We start from the raw sequence: 19,174 nt of genomic DNA, 5'->3' as shown, positions 1-19,174 counted from the left end.
CTTGGCCAAGAAGTCGATGATCGTAAAATCTAAGCGTGAACCGAAATTCGCCGTGCGCGCTTACACCCGTTGCGAACGTTGTGGTCGTCCACATTCTGTATTGCGCAAGTTTAAGCTGTGTCGTATCTGCTTCCGTGAGTTGGCCTACAAAGGGCAGATTCCCGGCGTTAAAAAAGCTAGCTGGTAATGATGATAGGAAGGAGGGTTTCTCATGGTGATGACTGACCCGATTGCAGATATGCTGACTAGAATTCGTAACGCCAACATGGTGCGTCATGAGAGCGTTGAGTTCCCTGCGTCTCGTATGAAACGGGAGATCGCTGAAATCTTGAAACGTGAAGGTTTCATTCGCGATGCTGAGTATATTGAAGACAACAAACAAGGCATCATTCGCATCTTCCTGAAATACGGTCAGAACAACGAAAAGGTAATAACCGGACTGAAACGCATCAGCAAACCCGGTTTGCGCGTATATGTAAAATCAACCGAAATTCCACGTGTATTGCGTGGTTTGGGTATTGCGATTCTGTCTACGAACAAAGGAATCATGACTGATAAAGAAGCTCGTCAAAACAAAGTGGGCGGAGAAGTACTCGCTTATATTTGGTAATTTTGGCTAACGGATGGAGGTGAATGGAATGTCCCGTATCGGTAAAAAACCAGTTGTTATCCCAGCTGGAGTAGAAGTGAAAGTTGAAGGCGGCAAGGTAACGGTAAAAGGGCCAAAAGGCACGTTATCCCGCAACTTCCATTCCGATATCGCCATTAAGGTGGAGAACAACGAGTTGATCGTTGAGCGTCCAAGCGATCAACGCACACACCGTGCACTCCATGGTACCACTCGCAGCTTGGTCGCAAACATGGTTGAGGGTGTATCCAATGGATTCTCCAAAACGCTTGAGTTGGTCGGTGTCGGATACCGTGCTTCGAAAAAAGGAAGCAACGTGGTATTGAACGTAGGTTACTCCCACCCTGTGGAAGTAAAGCCGCTGGAAGGGATTGAGTTGGATGTGCCTTCTCAAACCCAAATCGTAGTAAAAGGGATCGATAAACAAAAAGTTGGCGAAATGGCTGCCAACATCCGCAAGATCCGTGAGCCTGAGCCTTACAAAGGCAAAGGGATTAAATACAGCGACGAAGTGATTCGCCGCAAAGAAGGTAAAACAGGTAAGTAATCGAATCGCCTAACTAGAAGGGAGTGAGCTAGACCGTGATTCGCAAGGAAGATCGCAATAAGAAACGGAAAAAACGTCACCTGCGTGTTCGCAAGCGTCTGTTCGGAACGGCTGAACGTCCACGGCTGAACGTCTTCCGTTCTTCTAAAAACATTTATGCACAATTGATCGACGATACCGTGGGTCATACCATTGCAGCCGCGTCTACCCTGGATCCTGAATTCCAAGCCAAAGGAGTAAACGCTGGTACGGTTGAGGCTGCACGCATCGTTGGTGAATTGGTCGCACAACGTGCGCTTGAAAAAGGACACAAATCAGTAGTATTCGATCGTGGCGGATATCTCTATCATGGTCGGGTTAAAGCTTTGGCTGAAGGAGCACGGGAAGGGGGTCTAGACTTTTGAGCAAGCAAGAAAAGCCACGCAAAAGAGAAGCTGCGCAGTCCGAGTATATCGAAAAGCTGGTTAACATTAACCGCGTAGCGAAGGTCGTTAAAGGTGGTCGTCGGTTCAGCTTCAGCGCACTGGTTGTGGTGGGCGACGGCAAAGGTAAAGTTGGCGCTGGTATCGGTAAAGCGGCTGAGGTGCCAGAAGCGATTCGCAAGGGAGTCGAAGATGCGAAAAAGAACATGATTACCGTTCCTCTGAAGGGTAGCACCATCCCGCACGATGTTTTGGGTCGTTTCGGTGCTGGTCAAGTAATCATGAAACCCGCTTCCAAAGGTACCGGGGTTATCGCTGGTGGTCCGGTGCGTGACGTATTGAACGCGGCTGGTGTTGGTGACATCCTCACCAAATCTACTGGTTCTAACAACCCAATCAACATGGTTCGCGCGACACTCGCCGGATTGGAAAGCTTGAAGCGTCCTGAGGACGTAGCAAAATTACGCGGTAAAAGCGTAGAGGAATTGTTGGGATAAGGGAGGGATGACCGTGGCTAAGAAACTGGCAATCACGCTGAAGCGTAGTATGATCGGCCGTCCGGAAGTGCAACGTGTCACCCTGCGCACACTCGGTCTTACGAAACGTGAGCAAACCGTTGTCCATTCAGATAATCCGGCTATTCGTGGTATGATTAACAAAGTGAACCATTTGGTAGAAGTGAAAGAAATCGCTGAGTAAGCGATATGATCTGTTGAAGAGGAGGTGCGAAGGATGAAATTGCACGAGCTGAAACCGGCTCCAGGTTCTCGTCATAAGAAAAAACGCTTAGGTCGCGGGATTTCTGCTGGCCAAGGCAAGACCGCTGGTAAGGGTCACAAAGGGCAAAACGCTCGTTCCGGTGGTGGTGTGCGCCCTGGTTTTGAAGGCGGACAAAACCCGATCTATCGCCGTTTGCCAAAACGTGGCTTTACCAACCCAAATCGTGTAGAGTATGCGATTGTTAACCTTGATACCTTGAACCGTTTTGAAGAGGGCACGGTCGTAACTCCAGAACTCCTGGTTCAAGAAGGCGTTGTGAAAAACTTGAAAGATGGTTTGAAAATCCTGGGCAATGGTGAACTGAGCAAAAAGCTGACTGTGAAAGCTCATAAATTCTCTGCCTCTGCGATTGAAAAAATCAACGCCGTTGGTGGAGCGACGGAGGTAATCTAATGATTCGGAACCTGGGGAACATCTTTAAGGTTGAAGATCTTCGTCGTCGTATCTTTTTTACCCTGATGATGTTAGTGGTCTTTCGGATCGGAAGTTTCATTCCGGTTCCGAACACTAACGCCGCTATGCTTCAGCAATTGATGAATGAGACCCAAGGGGTTTTTAACCTGATCAACGCATTTTCGGGGAATGCCTTTCAAAACTTCTCGATTTTCGCGATGGGAATTATGCCCTACATCACCGCTTCGATCGTCGTGCAATTGCTTTCGATGGATGTGATTCCGGCGTTTGCGCGCTGGGCCAAAGAAGGGGAAGTGGGTCGTCGTAAATTGGCGCAATTCACCCGTTACTTCACCGTTGTGTTGGCCTTGATCCAATCGATCGGGGTGTCCATTGGTTTCAACAGAGCCACCAATGGTTTCATCGTAGATCAGAGTGTATGGTCCTACGCCCTGATCGGCTTGTCCCTGACAGCGGGTACCTGTTTCTTGATGTGGATGGGTGAACAGATCACCGACAAAGGAATCGGGAATGGGATTTCCATTCTGATCTTTGCGGGGATTGTGGCTGGACTCCCTGGTCAGGTGGGATATCTCGCGGAATCGTTTTTTAAGGACAAAGATCAACTCTTCCTCGGCATTCTGAAGATGGTAGGCGTGTTGCTTGTCGCCATCATTCTGATTGTGGCGGTCATCTATATTCAGCAAGGTGTAAGAAAGATCCCAGTGCAATACACCAAACGTGTGGTGGGGCGCAAAATGTACGGTGGCCAATCCACCCACATCCCGATGAAAATCAACGCAGCTGGTGTGATTCCTGTGATCTTCGCCCTGTCACTCTTGATGTTTCCGCAGACAATCGCGAACTTTTGGCGAGGCAATCCGGTTGCTGATTGGATTATCGTCAACTTCGATTACACCAAGTTTAGCCTCGGGATGGCACTGTACGTGATCTTGATCATCGGATTTACTTACTTCTATACGTTTGTACAGCTGAATCCAATTCAATTGGCTGATCAGATGAAGAAAAACGGCGGATTTATTCCAGGTGTTCGCCCTGGTAAGGCCACTACCACTTATTTGACGAAGGTGATGAACCGTTTAACCTTAACGGGTGCTCTCTTCTTGGCGGCTGTGTCCATTCTGCCGATCATCCTGATCAATCTCGCAAACCTACCGCAGCAAGTTCAGATTGGTGGCACATCCCTTCTGATCGTTGTCGGGGTAGCGCTTGAAACGATGAAAACGATCGAAAGTCAGTTGATTAAACGCCATTATAAAGGCTTTATGCATAAATAAGATGATCGAACACCCCCGGAGCCTTCTTCCGGGGACTATGCATGAGCAGACCATTGTTGTGGTTTAACCTGTACATGCGGACCGCCCGTAGGCAACCGTACCGGGAGGGATGAGGCTTGAATATCGTATTGATGGGTTTGCCCGGAGCAGGAAAAGGCACGCAAGCGAGCCGAATACTTGAGGAGCTGAAAATCCCTCACATCTCAACAGGAGACATGTTTCGGGCAGCGGTAAAAGAAGAAACGCCATTAGGCTTGGAAGCAAAGTCCTACATGGATCGTGGTCAACTAGTTCCAGATCGTGTGACGATTGGTATTGTCCGTGAGCGGTTGGGCAAAGATGATTGTGCGAACGGCTTTTTGTTGGATGGTTTTCCAAGAACGGTTCCGCAGGCTGAAGCACTTGATGAGTTGACAAAAGAGCTTCATCGCGCTATCGATTTCGTACTATATATTGAAGTAAGTGAAGATGAACTCCTAAAACGTCTAACGGGCAGACGCATCTGTCGTGATTGCGGTGCTTCATACCATGTGGTGTTTGCACCGTCAAAAAAAGAGGGGGTTTGCGACCGTTGTGGTGGCGAGCTTTACCAACGTGCTGACGACAGTGCTGAAACCGTACATGAACGCCTCAAAGTGAATCTGGAACAAACCCGGCACTTGCTTCAGTACTACGAATCGACTGGCAAACTTCATCGCGTGAATGGGGAACAGCCGATCGAAAGAGTGACCGAACAAATTTTGTCACTGATTCGAGGTTCCGTAAAATGATTATTTTAAAATCGGCAAAAGAGTTAGACCGTATGAGAGAAGCGGGCAAAATCGTTTATTTGACCCATCAAGAGTTGAAAAAAGCGATACAGCCCGGCGTAACGACGAAAGAGTTGGACCGGATTGCGGAGAAAGTGATTACCCGTTTGGGAGCGACTCCTTCTTTTAAGGGGTATAATGGATTTCCGGGAAGCATTTGCACTTCGGTCAACGAAGAGCTGGTTCATGGAATTCCCGGTGACCGTGTGCTAAAAGAAGGAGATATCATCTCCATCGATATCGGCGCCTGTTATCAAGGGTACCACGGGGACTCAGCGTGGACATACGCTGTAGGGAAAATTTCTCCAGAAGCGGAAAAATTGCTTTCCGTTACCGAAGCGAGCCTATACAAAGGCTTGGAACAAGCGAAACCAGGTGCGCGCATCGGTGATATCTCTCATGCAGTTCAGCAAGTAGCTGAAGAAGCGGGCTTTTCGATTGTACGTGAGTATGTAGGTCATGGAATCGGCCAGAACTTACATGAAGCACCAAGCGTGCCCAATTATGGTTTGGCGGGAAAAGGGCCTCGCCTTAAACCAGGAATGACCTTGGCGGTGGAGCCGATGGTCAATTTCGGCAAACGCTTTGTGCGGACACTTGCGGATAATTGGACGGTTGTTACAACTGACGGTTCAATCTGTGCCCATTTTGAGCATACGATTGCGATCACGGATGAAGGCCATGAGATTCTGACGAAAGCGTAATCCAGGTGAAGGGTGATGAATGTGGCTGCTGTTGACTGCAGACCCCGTCCAGGACAGATCGTGCGTATACTGCGCGGGAGAGATGCAGGTCAATTCGCTGTAGTAATCAGTTTTGAGGAACCACATTTCGTTTTTCTGGCTGATGGGGATCAGCGTAAATTTGACCATCCCAAAAAGAAAAACGTGAAACACATCCAGCTGACCAAACATGTGAGCGAGGATGTGGCGGAAGCATTGAGTCATCATGGTCGTGTTACCAATGCCAAGTTGCGATACGCCCTGAACCAATACCTGCTCCAGAGTGAGCAAAAAGGAGAGTGAATCGATGGCCAAGGAAGATGTGATCGAAGTTGAAGGGATCGTCAAAGAGCCCCTGCCAAATGCAATGTTTCGTGTAGAGTTGGATAATGGTCACGAAGTGTTGGCGCACGTTTCTGGCAAAATCCGCATGCACTTTATTCGCATTTTGCCAGGAGACAAAGTGACCGTGCAACTTTCCCCTTATGACTTAACCCGTGGGCGGATCACTTACCGTTATAAGTAATTTCGCGAAGTGATTGCGTTAACCTTAGGGTGCCAAACTGAAAGTGGGACACAGACAGGAGGTTAACAAGATGAAAGTAAGACCATCTGTGAAGCCCATTTGCGAAAAGTGCAAAGTGATTCGTCGCAAAGGGGCTGTAATGGTAATCTGTGAAAATCCAAAACACAAGCAAAAACAAGGCTAATAGACGGGAGGTGTAGCGTATGGCACGTATTGCAGGTATCGACTTGCCACGTGAGAAACGTGTTGAGATCGCCCTCACTTACATTTACGGTATCGGTCGTTCTCAATCTCAAAAAATCTTGGAAGCTACTGGTATCAATCCGGATACTCGCGTTCGTGATTTAACGGAAGAAGAAGTAACCAAGCTGCGTAGCTTTATCGACAAAAACCTGGTGGTGGAAGGTGACCTTCGTCGCGAAGTCGCCCTGAACATCAAACGCTTGATCGAGATCGGTTGCTACCGCGGCATTCGTCATCGTCGTGGTTTGCCAGTTCGCGGTCAACGTACCAAAACCAATGCTCGTACCCGTAAAGGTCCACGCCGCACGGTTGCGAACAAGAAAAAATAATCGTAGCGAGGAGGGAAAACAGTGGCTAAACGTAAAACGACTACTCAGCGCGTAAAACGCCGTGTGAGAAAGAACATTGAAACGGGTGTAGCTCATATCCGTTCTACTTTCAACAATACGATCATTACGATCACGGACCCACGTGGTAACACCGTTGCTTGGGCAAGCTCCGGTACGATGGGATTCAAAGGTTCCCGTAAAAGCACTCCATTCGCAGCGCAAATGGCAGCGGAAGCAGCTGCTAAAACCGCAATGGAAAACGGGATGAAGTCGGTTGATGTTCTTGTTAAAGGTCCTGGCGCAGGTCGTGAAGCGGCAATCCGCTCTCTGCAAGCGGCAGGCCTGGAAGTCAGCTTAATTAAAGACGTAACACCAATCCCTCACAATGGTTGCCGTCCGCCAAAACGTCGTCGTGTGTAATCTGCTTCATTTAAGCTGATCCGTGGTTTATTTTTGTAAAGAATCGTGTATACTGGATAGGACTGGATTTCCTTGTCTTTCCTATATACACTACACATTTCAGCTGCTAGGGAGATAACGCCCAGAACGCGACGTTCTGAAGGAGGGTTTGTGAGCCGTATGATTGAAATTGAAAAGCCGAAGATCGAAACTGTAAAAATCAGTGATGATCATCGTTACGGAAGATTTGTGGTGGAACCCTTGGAACGCGGATACGGCACTACCCTGGGCAATTCTCTGCGCCGTGTCCTGCTCTCTTCTTTGCCAGGTGCGGCCGTTACAACCATCCAGATTGATGGGGTATTGCATGAGTTCTCCACGATTCCTGGAGTTGTAGAAGATACCACGGAGATCATTCTCAACATTAAACAACTTGCTCTCAAAATTCATTCTGATGAAGAGAAAATCCTGGAGATCGATCTCGAAGGCCCGGGAGAAGTTAAAGCGGGGGATATTCGCGCTGACAGTGATGTAGAGGTGTTGAATCCCGATTTGCACATCGCTACATTGTCTGAAGATGCTCATCTTCGCATTCGGATGACCGCGAATCGTGGCCGCGGATATGTGTCCGCCGATAAGAATAAAAGTGAAGATCAACCGATCGGTGTCATTCCGATTGATTCGATTTACACTCCAATTGAACGGGTTAACTACCAAGTTACCAATACTCGTGTTGGACAAGTAACCAACTACGATAAATTGACCCTAGAAGTATGGTCAAACGGCAGCTTGAAGCCGGATGAAGCAGTGAGCCTTGGGGCTAAGATCTTAAATGAACACTTAATGTTATTTGTAGGTCTGACTGAACAAGCAAAAGATGCTGAAATCATGGTAGAAAAAGAAGAGGACAAAAAAGAGAAAGTGATGGAGATGACCATCGAAGAATTGGATCTCTCCGTACGTTCTTACAACTGTCTCAAACGTGCTGGCATCAACACCGTCCAAGAGCTCACACAGAAATCAGAAGAAGATATGATGAAAGTGCGCAACTTGGGACGCAAGTCTCTGGAAGAAGTTCAAGAGAAGTTGCAAGAACTCGGGTTGTCACTTCGCAAAGATGACTAACAACTGGTAGGGGGAGGGAAATAAGATGGCATATTCCAAACTCGGCAGAAACACGGGAGCCCGCAAAGCGTTGCTCCGTGATCTGGTAACGGACCTGATTATCAACGAGCGTATCGAAACCACCGAATCCAAAGCAAAAGAAGTGCGCTCCATCGTGGAGAAAATGATCACCCTCGGCAAACGCGGTGATCTGCACGCACGTCGCCAAGCGGCTGCTTTTGTTCGTACGACTCGTTCCAACACCGTAAAAGACGGGGAAGAAGTTACCCATAACAAAAACGTCGATGCAGTGAAAAAGCTGTTTGACGAGATCGCACCACGCTACCAAGAGCGCAATGGTGGTTACACTCGCATCCTGAAGCTCGGACCTCGCCGTGGTGACGGTGCACCTATGGTTTTCATCGAATTAGTGAAGTAAACCATGCGTTGATAGGTTGAATTAGAAAGGGTGAGGGCAGGATCCGGCCGGTCCTGACGTTTACCCTTTTTTCTTTTAAGGAGCCAAAATGGAGCCGATCTTACACGTTTCCAATCTCTGGTTTCACTATCAGCCTGATGAAGTGCCCAAGGAAAAATGGGCACTCAAAGATATTCAGCTCACTATCGGGGCAGGTGAGTATGTAAGCATCGTTGGCCCCAATGGTTCTGGAAAATCAACATTGGCACGCATACTAGCTGGGTTGTATCTCCCTACTGAAGGAGATGTGCACGTTTGTGGACGAGCGACATCAAATGAACAAGAGCTGTGGCAAATTCGACGTCGGGTTGGAATCGTTTTTCAAAATCCAGATAATCAAATTGTCGCACCTACTGTTCAGGACGATGTCGCTTTTGGTTTAGAAAACATGGGTCTGCCGCGTGACGAGATGAGAGCAAGAGTGGCTCATGCGCTTCAGTTGGTTGGATTGGTCGGGCTGGAAGAACGAGAGCCGCACCATCTCTCAGGCGGTCAGAAACAGCGTTTGGCGATTGCCGGGATTGTAGCGATGCAACCGGATGTCATCTTGTTTGACGAGGCCACATCGATGCTGGATCCACAGGGACGATCGGAAGTGTCCCAACTGATTCAATCGCTTAATCAACTGGGTACCACTGTTATTCATATTACCCATTCTGCCATCGAAGCATTTATGGCCGAGAGGATGATTGTGATGGCGGATGGGCAAATCAAACTGGATGCCCCTGTGGCCGAGCTTTATCCTGAAGCGATGAAGCTGAAAGAGTGGGATTTGGATGTCCCCCTTGAAGTGGAGTTGCATCATCGCCTGATTGGAGCAGGATGGCCGATGCGCGCTTCCATCACCAGTAAAGAGGATCTGGTGAGTGAAATATGGAGATTGTTATCGAGAAATTGAACGTCATCTATCATCCCGGGACGCCGTTTGCCAAACAGGCGCTAACGGATATCAACCTGCGCATTTCTAGCGGTTCGTTTGTTGCGTTGATGGGGGCAACGGGTTCCGGCAAATCGACATTGATTCAGACCATGGCTGGTTTGATCAAACCGACATCGGGGCGCATATGGATCGGGGATCAAGAAATGACGGGCGGAAGCAAACAGACCGCTCCAATCAGGCGTGCGGTCGGGATAGCTTTTCAATACCCCGAGCACCAGCTGTTTGAAGAGACCGTCGCCAAAGATATTGCATTTGGCCCCCGATTGCAGGGATTAACCGAAGAACAGGTCGTCATGAGGGTAGAAGAAGCCATGCGGTGGGTTGGGCTCTCACCCTCGTTAAAAGATCGCTCCCCTTTTGCCTTAAGTGGAGGACAGATGCGGCGAGTCGCCATCGCCGGTATCTTGGCGATGGCACCGCAAGTCTTGATCTTGGACGAACCGACGGCCGGTCTCGATCCACGTGGTCAAAGAGAGATGCTGGAGATGATTGAACTCTTGCATCGGGAGCGGGGTTTAACGGTGATTTTGGTTACCCACCAGATGGAAGAAGCGGCACGGTATGGGGAGCAGTTAGTCATCCTATCCGAAGGGCGGATCGCGCTTTCCGGCACACCGAAAGAAGTGTTTCGGGAAGCCGAGCGTCTCTCCCAACTCAGGTTGGATTTGCCGCCGATCACCAAATTGATCGCTCGACTGAACCAACAGCTCGAGCCGCCGCTTCCGTTAACGATTTTTACGGTTGAAGAGTTGGAACGTGAGCTTCAGTCAAGATGGAAGCGAGGGGAAAAGGGTTGACTCCGATCGTGATTGGACAGTATGTCCCGACCGATTCGTTTTTGCATCGTTTGGACCCTCGCGGCAAGCTTGTGTTTGTTTTTGTCTTTATGTTTCTCGTATTTTATGCGAACACGTGGCCGTCTTACCTGTTGCTTACCTTGTTTGTTCTGGCCGCCGTCAAAATGGCGCGCATCTCATATTCACTTTTCTTTCATGCCGTCAAACCGATTCTTTTTTTGGTTCTTCTCACTTCACTCTTGCATTTGTTGACGACCAAGGGCGGAGAGGTTTTGCTCGCCACGCCGGTCTTCTCCATTCATGAAGCCGGTGTAATGCAAGCGGGACTCATGTCGTTGCGCTTATTTATCTTGATGGCGATCGCGACCCTTCTTACCTTCACCACCTCCCCGATCGAGATCACGGACGCGCTGGAACAGTTGCTGAAGCCGCTAACAAAGGTCCGGGTGCCCGTGCACGAGTTAGCGATGATGATGTCCATTGCGCTTCGGTTTATCCCCACTTTATGGGGGGAAACGGAAAAGATCAAAAAGGCGCAAATGGCTCGTGGTGTCGATTTCGAAAGCGGTCATCTGCTAAAGCGACTCATGAGTTACATTCCCATCTTGATCCCTCTCTTAATCTCGTCGTTTCGACGTGCTGAAGAACTGGCCATGGCGATGGAAGCCCGCGGTTACCGTGGGGGAGAGGGGCGAAGCCGCTGGCGGGAATTGATGTTTGCCCCTCGTGACTTGTGGCTGATTCCCGCATCAATGATGCTATGGTTGGCGCTGTGGCTTTTGGAGAAGTAGGAGGCCGAAAGAACGGATGAAAAAGATCAAATTACACATTGCCTATGACGGAACAGACTTTTCTGGGTTTCAGCGTCAACCGGGGCAACGCACCATTCAAGGTGAATTGGAAAACGCGTTGGCCATATTGACCCGCGAAGAGGTGGAAATCCACGGTTCGGGTCGAACGGATGCGGGGGTGCATGCGCAGGGGCAAATCTGCCATTTTGTGACGAAGAGCCCGATCCCGGCCGAGAAGGTGGCGTATATCTTGCGCAACATGTTGCCCCGCGATATCGTCGCCGTGTCGAGTGAAGAAGTGCCGCACGACTTTCATGCTCGCAAAAGCGCCTATTGGAAGACCTATCGTTATCAAATAGACACAAGACGCGCACCAGATGTGTTTTCGCGTCGTTACCGCACTCATCTTCCTTATCCAGTAGATTTCCAAGCGATGCGGGAAGCAGCCGGCCATCTGGTGGGAACCCATGATTTCACCTCCTTTTGCTCGGCCAAAACGGTGGTGGAAGACCGGGTGCGCACGATATATCGGTGTGAAATCGTGGAAGAAGAGCACGGATATGCGATTCAAGTGACAGGAAGCGGTTTTTTATACAATATGGTTCGAATTCTGGCCGGCACGTTAGTCGAAGTGGGGCGAAAACAACTTGATCCTGCTGCGATTCCAGCCATACTGGCTGCTTGTGACCGGACGCAAGCGGGCCCTACTTTCCCACCTGAGGGGCTTATCTTGATGGAAGTGGGATATCATCCCTGGAACAATTTGTGAAAAGGGCTTTTCCCTGGTGATTTCTTGACATTTCGCCATTTTTGAGGTAAGATAACGCTTGGTATTTTCCACTCCATGCCCCGATGGAGTTTGTTCGGCGCAAAGCTTGTCAGTGCTTCAAAATACAAATGCTTCTAAATCTGTTAAGAGTAAACGGTCAACCCGTTGTGATAGAGGAGGGAATACGATGCGTACCACATTTATGGCTAAGCCAAATCAAGTGGAACGGAAATGGTATGTGGTAGATGCTGCGGGCAAAACCTTGGGTCGCCTCGCAACTGAAGTAGCTACCTTGCTTCGCGGAAAGCATAAACCTGAATTTACTCCCCATGTGGATACTGGTGATTTTGTTATTGTGATCAATGCTGATCAAGTTGAATTGACCGGTAAAAAATGGGCCCAAAAAACTTACTATCGTCACTCTGGTCATCCAGGCGGTCTCAAAGCGACTGTAGCAAGTGACATGCGCGCGAAACATCCGGAGCGTTTGATTGAATTCGCAGTAAAAGGCATGTTGCCAAAAAACACTCTGGGTCGTAAGCAATTCAAAAAACTAAAAGTATACGCTGGTTCCGAACATCCTCATCAGGCTCAACAGCCAGTTGAGTGGGAACTGCGCGGTTAATAAAAGGAGGTTACCGATTTGGCACAAGTTCAATTCTATGGAACCGGTCGCCGTAAGGAATCGGTCGCTCGTGTTCGCCTCGTTGCCGGGGATGGCCGCATTGTGATCAATGGTCGTAACATTGATGACTATTTTGGCCTGGAAACCTTAAAAGCGATCGTACGTCAACCATTAGTACTGACCAACACCACGGATCGTTATGATGTATTGGTAAACGTTGCAGGTGGTGGCTTCACGGGACAAGCGGGCGCAATCCGTCATGGGATCGCACGCGCACTGTTGAAAGTAGATCCAGAACTTCGTCCTTCCTTGAAGAAAGCTGGCTTCTTGACTCGTGACCCACGGATGAAAGAGCGTAAAAAATACGGTCTCAAAGCCGCTCGCCGCGCGCCGCAGTTCTCCAAGCGCTAAATCGAGCCAACTGTTTTGCACAACCCTCGGACTGGTTCCGAGGGTTTTTTCTTTGCTTCTTTCGTCAACACTAAAAAAAATGTTGCAGACGAAGGAGCGAGAACGTTGGTGGGAGAGATTATCCATATTGACTCATTACGAATCAAACGGGAAGAAAAGTTGCGGGAATATGCCTTGGACACGTTTCCATGGACAGAGATGGAGCGGGTAAAAGTAAAGTTGATCGAGCCGATGACAAAATATTGGCCCCCGTCGAGAAAGTGGCTTCTCATGGAGTTATGCTACCGATTGGTATACGAGGCTTTTGTCTGTGGGTTAAAGGAAGCCAAGGCGCAGGGGAAAGCCCCAATGATGTGCAAAGCTGAGTCCCATCATTTCACTTCACGTCATCATGCCGCTTGCCAAACGTTGGTGGAACAATTAACGAAGGAGTTCCATGTGTTTCAGTGGTTGGATGAATGGAGTGCGGAATCTGTATTTATCTTGTTGGGAGAGTTGAGCAAAAACTGGTTTATGAAAGGGTATGCCGGAAAGCGTTAGCAATCATATAACAGAGTCTTGTCCCATACATTAGCTAGTAGGTAGGAAGTGGAAGTGAGGCGAGACTCATGAGGCAAGCGGTTGATTGGTGGAAACAAAACCAGAAGCAGTGGTGGATGATTCTGTTCATCACGGGGGGATTGGCTGGTCTCATTGGCACGATTTCCGTCATGAGCGTAAATACGTCCAACACGATGGCAATCCCCCTGAGCGGTAAAGTGATCATGATCGATCCGGGTCATGGGGGGCCGGATGGCGGGGCCGTCGGAAATGGATTGGTTGAGAAAGAGATCGCCTTGCCCATTGCGCTGTTTTTGCGCGAGTATTTGCAAGAAGCGGGGGCTTATGTGATGATGACGCGCGAAGTCGATCAGGACTTGGCCGATCCTGGGACTGAACGGATCAACCGGCGGAAAGTAGAGGACTTGTTGCGCCGGATTCATCTGCTGAAGGAGAAGAGGGCGGACGCGTTGATCAGTATTCATCTCAATGCCATTCCCTCCCCGAAGTGGTCTGGCGCCCAAACTTTTTATAATCCCGTCCGTGAAGAAAACAAACGGTTGGCCACCCTGATTCAAGCTGAGTTGATCAAACAATTGGGAAATACGAATCGGCTGGCCAAACAAAAAAGTGATGTGTATATCTTAAAGGAAGCCCATGTACCCACGGCATTGGTCGAAGTCGGCTTCATATCCAATCCGGAAGAGGCGAGACTACTTGCCGGTGAAAGCTACCAGAAGAAAATAGCCGCAGCGATTTACCTCGGTTTATTGCAGTTTTATGCCGGCAAAGGGGCACCCCCATTATCTGACCACTAATGTGATATAATAGGGAAGAAATCGCTTTCGATCGAGGTGTTCTTTTGCCATGTTAACGACAGCACAAATCTTAGATGCATTAAAAGAAGTGAAAGATCCTGAGATAAATAGAAGTCTGGTTGAGTTAAATATGGTTCGCAATATTGAGATCAAGGGGACCCGTGTTTCACTCGATCTGATTCTGACTGTTCAAGGTTGTCCACTCAAGTTTAAGATCCAAGAGGATGTAGAAGAAGCATTGAAAAGGTTGGGAGCCACCGAAGTGGACGTTCGGTTTGGTGCGATGACTGATGAAGAACGCAGAAAGCTTTCGGAATCATTGCGTCAGCCCAGCGAAGCGCAGGTGCCGCCACTGTTGTCCAAAGAGTCGAAAACCGCTTTTATCGCGATTGCCAGCGGCAAAGGCGGTGTGGGTAAATCGACGGTTACAGTTAACTTGGCTGTCGCCCTGGCTCGGGAAGGCAAAAAGGTGGGGATCGTCGACGCCGATATCTATGGCTTCAGTGTGCCAGATATGATGGGGATTGAGCAACGCCCTGTGGTGATTGATCAAACCATCTTGCCAGTTGAACGGTTTGGTGTGAAAGTCATGTCCATGGGCTTCTTCGTTGAGGATAACGCACCCGTCGTATGGCGTGGACCCATGCTTGGAAAGATGTTGCGCAATTTTTTCAGTGAAGTGCATTGGGGAGAACTGGATTATCTGCTCTTAGACTTGCCTCCTGGGACGGGGGATGTGGCTTTGGATGTTCATCAGTTGATTCCGCAAAGCAAGGAAATCCTGGTGACGACCCCACACGCCACCGCCGCCTTTGTCGCGGCCCGGGCAGGGGCGATGGCGCTTCATGCCACCAAACATGAATTGCTTGGCGTTATAGAAAATATGGCTTGGTACCAAAACAAATACGGTGAGCACGAATATGTGTTCGGGCGCGGCGGTGGCGAAAAGCTGGCGAAGGAATTGAATATTGAATTGTTGGCGCAAATTCCTTTAGGCGCCCCGGACAATGACAATGTGGATGATCCCAACTTCGCTCCCTCCATTTATGATGCTGATCACTTCATTGGCAAAATCTATTCAGAGTTAGCGCGCAAATTGATTCAAAAAGTGCCTGTGCAAGGTTAAAGCAAAAAGGCTACTGAGCCATCGATTCAGTAGCCTTTGTTATTATGATCCGCCGCCGCCTACACCGCCACCGCCGCCTCCGCCGCTACCTCCGCCGCCACTTTCTCCTCCGCCTTCACCGCCGTCACTGCCTTGCTTCTGTTTACCTCCCTGTTGCACTTTCTTGGCGAGTTTTTCCTGAATGCTTGGGACGGAGATCAGCTCTTCCATGAGCTTTTGCACTTCCTTGCGGGCTTGCTGGCTTTTCAACAATTGGATCAGGTGTTGGGAAAACTGCGGATCCTTTAAGAGATCCAATATCATTTTCTGGTACTCTGGGTCTTTCATCATCGTTTTGAGCAGTTTTTTCTGTTGCTCTTCGGTGGCTTTATATAATCCGGCGGTCACTTCTTCTTTTTGAAAGATCTTCTCCCAGTCCTTCTTGGTTTTTTCATCCGTTAAGGACTTGGTCAAGACCTTTTCCATCTCTTGCGAGTCAATCGTGACCTTTTGTTTGAACGAAGGGTCTGTCATCACATCTTCCAGCATTTTCTTGCCTTCTGTTGTGTGCAGAACGTCTAAAGTGATCTCTTTGATTTTTTGGTAATCCGGTTCTTGTGGTTGAGATTGGTTGTTGCTGCATGAAATGAGAAAAAGACCGATGATGATCGGGGTTATCCATTTTAAGCGCTGCATAAGGTGTTCTGCCTCCGTTTCCAAGGGTACCTACTTTTAATATGGAATGGCGGGAATTGTTTTATGCAGAGAAAAGAGCCGTCCACTTTCACAGGCAAAATGATTTTGATACAATCGAGAAGAGGAAATCGAACAGGAGAGACGGCAATGACACTTAAAAAACTTTTTTATTGGTTTTGGTCTACCCTTGTGCTGGGTGGAGTCACAGCGGTGGTCCTCGCTTTTGTCCTGGAAGCGATGGCGGGGCAGAAGATGTTTGGCGACATAACAAAACAACTGCTATTGAGTTTGACCCTGGCGGCGGTGGCCGAATTAGGGTTCTTTGCATATTTGGTCTTTAACTTCTTGGCGAAGGGGCTGATTCGCCATAAACTGGGTTACGATGTGACGATGTTGGTCCTCACGGTGATCATCCTGGGGAACTTAGTCTATCTCAATACCGTCAAATTCAGCGGGGAAAGTTTTTGGTTGCACTTATTGATTCCGTTCATCATTCTCTTAACGGCTTTAATCGTGGCCAAACTGAAAGAAAAATGGACCAATGCCTCAGCTTATATTCCCACGTTGTTCTTTATGGTCGTGGCCACCATTCTTGAGGCGATTCCGTCGATCAACTCCAAAGCGGGGGAAATCCCGTTGTTGATCATTTTTCATAGCGTGGTTGTGCTGTTGGTATGCAATGCTTGGCAGATTCTTCAGTTGCACCGTTGGCTCAAGCCGACGGCAAAACCTCAACAAACCACATCCGCATAAGAAACCGACAAACCAGTTTCCCAAAAGTCAGGAAACTGGTTTGTCCGCTTTCATGTCCGATTGGAAGTGGGTTACAATATTAATCAACAGCCTTCATCTTCACCTCTGAGCCGGCAATCAACTCAGAGACGGTAACGAACTCATATCCTTGTTTGCGCAAAGAGTCAATGATCACAGGCAAAGCTTCATGGGTTTGCCGGCAGGAATCGCTGGCATGCATGAGAATGATATCGCCAGGGTGAGTCCGTTTGAGAACGCGGTTCACGATTTTTTCCTTGCCGGGGTTCATCCAGTCAAGCGAATCGGTATCCCATTGGATCGTTTTATATCCCATCTCATTCGCGATGCGCAACACGCGCTTGTCAAAATCGCCATTCGGGAAGCGAATGAGCTTCGGTTTTTTGCCTGTGACTTCCGTCAAGATGTGGTCAGCTTTGCCGATTTGCGTGCGGATCTGCTCTTCATTGTATTGGCTGTAATTGTCGTGCCGATGGCCGTGGCTTCCAATTTCAAAACCCATGTCGACAATCCGTTTGACTAAATCGGGATGGCTTTCAGCCCACGGGGAAGAAAGGAAGAACGTGGCTTTTTTTAACCCCTTTTGCTCCAATACATCCAATATCGGACCGGTTCGTTCCTCTCCCCAACTAATGTCAAACGTGAGGGCCACCTGTTTTTTCTCCGTATCTACACTGTAGATGGCTGAGGGACCCGGATCGATGGGGAAGAACACTTGAATGTTTTTATTTTCCGCATAGAAGACTCCGATGGCGAAAAACATGGCTAAGATGATGAAAAAACTGCTTTTTAGGCGTTTCGCAGATAAGACAAGGAACAAATTCATCTATGACCCTCCCAGTCAGAACCTCTTACTAACAATCTATGCCGATGGACGAGGGTTATGATTGAATCTCATAAAGCTAAGGAGTGGATGCCATGAGGACATGGTTGGTGGCGATCAAGGAAGAAGGCAGGTATATCGGCATCGCGACGATCGTATTCCTTACCAGTGCCATTGCCGGTTTTGTCAATGGGGAAGCCATATTGCAAAGCCTCAAACAGATGGGGATCATGAAACAACTGGAGCAAGTGGTGAGCTCGATCAGCAAGAACCCCACTTTTTTTAACGCCTTTTCCACCATATTTGTTAATAACTTGTTTGCCTCGTTAAAAATGATCGCGTATGGCTTGTTATTGGGGATTATCCCGTTTATGGCCATGTTGACTAACGGAATGCTCCTTGGTGTACTATTAGATTCGGCGGCTGAGACCAGCGGGAGGCATCCGTTAACCATATTGGTTACGCAAATTTTGCCGCACGGGTTGCTTGAGTTGCCAGCCACGATATTGGCGGCAGCCGTCGGGATTCGTTTGGGGATGGCCGGTTGGCGCTGCTTGTTTTCCGGGAAGTTACCAGAGCGGCGTGAAGCGTCTGTCCAAGAGTGGAAAGGCATTCGGATGCGCTTGCCGAAATTGATCATCATCATCGCGATTTTCTTGGCGATTGCCGCAATGATTGAATCGGTTCTTATCCTATCTGGCACGCAATAAAGGAGGTTTCATTGATGAAAGTCGATATTCAATGGAAAGGCGATATGCATTTTAAAACAGAGACCCCTTCCGGCCATACCATTTCCCTTGATGCCGCGCAAGAAGTGGGAGGGCACAATATCGGACCGCGCCCAACCGAGGTGCTTCTGTCCGCGGTAGGGACATGTTCCGGGATTGATATTGTTGAGATTTTGCGCAAAATGCGTTTGGATGTGGAGTCTTTTGCGATGGAAGTGAACGGTGAACGCGCAGATGAATACCCACGCCGTTTCACACATGTTCATATGCATTATCGGTTAACCGGGGATTTGCCGGAAGACAAAGTGCGCCGCGCGGTGGAGCTGTCCGTGGAGAAATATTGCTCCGTGTCCAACTCCCTCAACGCCAAAGTGACGGCAAGTTTTGAGATCAATGGGCAACGGTTTGACATGGAGTAAGTGTTGCAAGGGCGATCCATTTAGGGGAATCGCTCTTCCTTTATTTTATTTTGAATCTGCTGTTGACATTAATTTGGGCCTGTGGTAACATAACAAATGTCGCCGCGAGAGAGCGGTGAATTGAAAAATGAAGTGTTCCTTGAAAACTAAAGAGTGAACGTGACCTGTCAATTCGATGTGACACTTTGTGTGTTACCAATGAGCATAGACTCAAACCTCAAGTCTGGCGCCAAAGCGCCAAGACCTTTAACGGAGAGTTTGAT

General features: G+C 48.7%; 31 protein-coding genes. 29 read left to right on the top strand and 2 right to left on the bottom strand.

Annotated features, from left to right (window positions below; translation table 11 throughout):
* Position 1: 1 nt before the first annotated feature.
* The 26 genes from ACFQNG_RS16350 (at position 2) to ACFQNG_RS16225 (ending at position 15,495) form a co-directional block, all read left to right on the top strand.
* Positions 2 to 187, top strand: coding sequence for a type Z 30S ribosomal protein S14 (locus ACFQNG_RS16350; RefSeq protein ID WP_379866668.1), 186 nt, complete (start codon positions 2 to 4; stop codon positions 185 to 187).
* Positions 188 to 211: 24 nt separating this feature from the next.
* Positions 212 to 610 (top strand): 30S ribosomal protein S8, encoded by a 399-nt coding sequence (rpsH, locus tag ACFQNG_RS16345; RefSeq protein ID WP_379866666.1) that lies wholly within the window; start codon positions 212 to 214, stop codon positions 608 to 610.
* 28 nt (positions 611 to 638) lie between these two features.
* Entirely contained in the window at positions 639 to 1,175 is a 537-nt protein-coding gene (gene rplF, locus ACFQNG_RS16340) for a 50S ribosomal protein L6 (RefSeq protein ID WP_379866665.1), read from the top strand.
* Positions 1,176 to 1,210: 35 nt separating this feature from the next.
* A complete protein-coding gene (gene rplR / locus ACFQNG_RS16335; protein ID WP_379866664.1) occupies positions 1,211 to 1,579 on the top strand; it encodes a 50S ribosomal protein L18 in 369 nt (122 codons plus the stop codon).
* A 47-nt stretch (positions 1,580 to 1,626) separates the two neighbouring features.
* On the top strand, positions 1,627 to 2,094 hold the full coding sequence (gene rpsE / locus ACFQNG_RS16330; RefSeq protein ID WP_379866782.1) for a 30S ribosomal protein S5: 468 nt from the start codon (positions 1,627 to 1,629) through the stop codon (positions 2,092 to 2,094).
* Positions 2,095 to 2,101: 7 nt separating this feature from the next.
* Positions 2,102 to 2,296 (top strand): 50S ribosomal protein L30, encoded by a 195-nt coding sequence (rpmD, locus tag ACFQNG_RS16325; protein ID WP_379866662.1) that lies wholly within the window; start codon positions 2,102 to 2,104, stop codon positions 2,294 to 2,296.
* Between the two features lie 33 nt (positions 2,297 to 2,329).
* Complete coding sequence (rplO, locus tag ACFQNG_RS16320) at positions 2,330 to 2,770, top strand: 50S ribosomal protein L15 (RefSeq protein ID WP_379866660.1); 441 nt, start codon at positions 2,330 to 2,332, stop codon at positions 2,768 to 2,770.
* Positions 2,770 to 4,068, top strand: coding sequence for a preprotein translocase subunit SecY (secY, locus tag ACFQNG_RS16315; RefSeq protein ID WP_379866659.1), 1,299 nt, complete (start codon positions 2,770 to 2,772; stop codon positions 4,066 to 4,068). Before rplO ends, secY begins: the two co-directional genes overlap by 1 nt.
* 116 nt (positions 4,069 to 4,184) lie before the next feature.
* Positions 4,185 to 4,838: an adenylate kinase gene (locus ACFQNG_RS16310; RefSeq protein WP_379866658.1), complete on the top strand. Its 654-nt coding sequence runs from the start codon at positions 4,185 to 4,187 to the stop codon at positions 4,836 to 4,838.
* The gene (map, locus tag ACFQNG_RS16305) at positions 4,835 to 5,581 is read left to right on the top strand and encodes a type I methionyl aminopeptidase (RefSeq protein WP_379866657.1); all 747 of its coding nucleotides are present in this window, start codon (positions 4,835 to 4,837) and stop codon (positions 5,579 to 5,581) included. The genes ACFQNG_RS16310 and map overlap by 4 nt, the downstream gene beginning before the upstream one ends.
* A gap of 15 nt (positions 5,582 to 5,596) precedes the next feature.
* Complete coding sequence (locus ACFQNG_RS16300) at positions 5,597 to 5,902, top strand: RNA-binding protein (protein WP_379866655.1); 306 nt, start codon at positions 5,597 to 5,599, stop codon at positions 5,900 to 5,902.
* 4 nt (positions 5,903 to 5,906) lie between these two features.
* Positions 5,907 to 6,125, top strand: coding sequence for a translation initiation factor IF-1 (gene infA, locus ACFQNG_RS16295; protein ID WP_379866654.1), 219 nt, complete (start codon positions 5,907 to 5,909; stop codon positions 6,123 to 6,125).
* A 70-nt stretch (positions 6,126 to 6,195) separates the two neighbouring features.
* On the top strand, positions 6,196 to 6,309 hold the full coding sequence (rpmJ, locus tag ACFQNG_RS16290) for a 50S ribosomal protein L36 (protein ID WP_022738894.1): 114 nt from the start codon (positions 6,196 to 6,198) through the stop codon (positions 6,307 to 6,309).
* Positions 6,310 to 6,328: 19 nt separating this feature from the next.
* The gene (gene rpsM, locus ACFQNG_RS16285) at positions 6,329 to 6,697 is read left to right on the top strand and encodes a 30S ribosomal protein S13 (protein ID WP_379866653.1); all 369 of its coding nucleotides are present in this window, start codon (positions 6,329 to 6,331) and stop codon (positions 6,695 to 6,697) included.
* Between the two features lie 21 nt (positions 6,698 to 6,718).
* A complete protein-coding gene (rpsK, locus tag ACFQNG_RS16280) occupies positions 6,719 to 7,117 on the top strand; it encodes a 30S ribosomal protein S11 (protein WP_379866651.1) in 399 nt (132 codons plus the stop codon).
* Between the two features lie 159 nt (positions 7,118 to 7,276).
* Positions 7,277 to 8,221: a DNA-directed RNA polymerase subunit alpha gene (locus ACFQNG_RS16275; RefSeq protein WP_379866649.1), complete on the top strand. Its 945-nt coding sequence runs from the start codon at positions 7,277 to 7,279 to the stop codon at positions 8,219 to 8,221.
* A gap of 25 nt (positions 8,222 to 8,246) precedes the next feature.
* A complete protein-coding gene (rplQ, locus tag ACFQNG_RS16270; RefSeq protein ID WP_379866647.1) occupies positions 8,247 to 8,639 on the top strand; it encodes a 50S ribosomal protein L17 in 393 nt (130 codons plus the stop codon).
* A gap of 88 nt (positions 8,640 to 8,727) precedes the next feature.
* Positions 8,728 to 9,576 carry an energy-coupling factor transporter ATPase gene (locus tag ACFQNG_RS16265; RefSeq protein ID WP_379866644.1) on the top strand — a complete coding sequence of 283 codons (849 nt, stop codon included), beginning with the start codon at positions 8,728 to 8,730 and terminating at the stop codon, positions 9,574 to 9,576.
* Positions 9,552 to 10,415, top strand: coding sequence for an energy-coupling factor transporter ATPase (locus ACFQNG_RS16260; protein WP_379866642.1), 864 nt, complete (start codon positions 9,552 to 9,554; stop codon positions 10,413 to 10,415). Before ACFQNG_RS16265 ends, ACFQNG_RS16260 begins: the two co-directional genes overlap by 25 nt.
* Positions 10,412 to 11,206: an energy-coupling factor transporter transmembrane component T family protein gene (locus ACFQNG_RS16255; RefSeq protein WP_379866641.1), complete on the top strand. Its 795-nt coding sequence runs from the start codon at positions 10,412 to 10,414 to the stop codon at positions 11,204 to 11,206. The genes ACFQNG_RS16260 and ACFQNG_RS16255 overlap by 4 nt, the downstream gene beginning before the upstream one ends.
* Positions 11,207 to 11,222: 16 nt before the next feature.
* A complete protein-coding gene (gene truA / locus ACFQNG_RS16250) occupies positions 11,223 to 11,975 on the top strand; it encodes a tRNA pseudouridine(38-40) synthase TruA (protein ID WP_379866639.1) in 753 nt (250 codons plus the stop codon).
* A gap of 187 nt (positions 11,976 to 12,162) precedes the next feature.
* Complete coding sequence (gene rplM / locus ACFQNG_RS16245) at positions 12,163 to 12,600, top strand: 50S ribosomal protein L13 (RefSeq protein ID WP_379866637.1); 438 nt, start codon at positions 12,163 to 12,165, stop codon at positions 12,598 to 12,600.
* Positions 12,601 to 12,618: 18 nt separating this feature from the next.
* A complete protein-coding gene (gene rpsI, locus ACFQNG_RS16240; RefSeq protein WP_379866636.1) occupies positions 12,619 to 13,011 on the top strand; it encodes a 30S ribosomal protein S9 in 393 nt (130 codons plus the stop codon).
* Positions 13,012 to 13,116: 105 nt separating this feature from the next.
* On the top strand, positions 13,117 to 13,551 hold the full coding sequence (locus ACFQNG_RS16235; protein ID WP_379866634.1) for a hypothetical protein: 435 nt from the start codon (positions 13,117 to 13,119) through the stop codon (positions 13,549 to 13,551).
* Between the two features lie 68 nt (positions 13,552 to 13,619).
* The gene (gene cwlD, locus ACFQNG_RS16230) at positions 13,620 to 14,369 is read left to right on the top strand and encodes an N-acetylmuramoyl-L-alanine amidase CwlD (RefSeq protein ID WP_379866632.1); all 750 of its coding nucleotides are present in this window, start codon (positions 13,620 to 13,622) and stop codon (positions 14,367 to 14,369) included.
* A 49-nt stretch (positions 14,370 to 14,418) separates the two neighbouring features.
* Entirely contained in the window at positions 14,419 to 15,495 is a 1,077-nt protein-coding gene (locus ACFQNG_RS16225; protein ID WP_379866631.1) for a P-loop NTPase, read from the top strand.
* A 42-nt stretch (positions 15,496 to 15,537) separates the two neighbouring features.
* Here the strand turns inward: ACFQNG_RS16225 and gerD are convergent, their stop codons facing one another.
* Positions 15,538 to 16,170 carry a spore germination lipoprotein GerD gene (gene gerD, locus ACFQNG_RS16220; protein WP_379866629.1) on the bottom strand — a complete coding sequence of 211 codons (633 nt, stop codon included), beginning with the start codon at positions 16,168 to 16,170 and terminating at the stop codon, positions 15,538 to 15,540.
* A gap of 147 nt (positions 16,171 to 16,317) precedes the next feature.
* Between gerD and ACFQNG_RS16215 the strand changes: the two genes are divergently transcribed.
* Entirely contained in the window at positions 16,318 to 16,923 is a 606-nt protein-coding gene (locus ACFQNG_RS16215) for a KinB-signaling pathway activation protein (RefSeq protein WP_379866628.1), read from the top strand.
* 79 nt (positions 16,924 to 17,002) lie between these two features.
* On the opposite strand, the gene pdaB is transcribed toward ACFQNG_RS16215, so the two are convergent.
* A complete protein-coding gene (gene pdaB / locus ACFQNG_RS16210) occupies positions 17,003 to 17,767 on the bottom strand; it encodes a polysaccharide deacetylase family sporulation protein PdaB (RefSeq protein ID WP_379866626.1) in 765 nt (254 codons plus the stop codon).
* A 92-nt stretch (positions 17,768 to 17,859) separates the two neighbouring features.
* Between pdaB and ACFQNG_RS16205 the strand changes: the two genes are divergently transcribed.
* Both ACFQNG_RS16205 and ACFQNG_RS16200 read left to right on the top strand, forming a co-directional pair.
* Positions 17,860 to 18,474, top strand: coding sequence for a stage II sporulation protein M (locus ACFQNG_RS16205; RefSeq protein ID WP_379866624.1), 615 nt, complete (start codon positions 17,860 to 17,862; stop codon positions 18,472 to 18,474).
* A gap of 14 nt (positions 18,475 to 18,488) precedes the next feature.
* Positions 18,489 to 18,911 (top strand): OsmC family protein, encoded by a 423-nt coding sequence (locus ACFQNG_RS16200; RefSeq protein ID WP_379866622.1) that lies wholly within the window; start codon positions 18,489 to 18,491, stop codon positions 18,909 to 18,911.
* Positions 18,912 to 19,174: the final 263 nt, after the last annotated feature.

This window comes from Laceyella putida, assembly GCF_042665195.1.
GTDB lineage: Bacteria > Bacillota > Bacilli > Thermoactinomycetales > Thermoactinomycetaceae > Laceyella > Laceyella putida.
The sequence above is the reverse complement of the archived record's forward strand: the minus strand, read 5'-3'. Positions and strand labels throughout refer to the sequence as shown.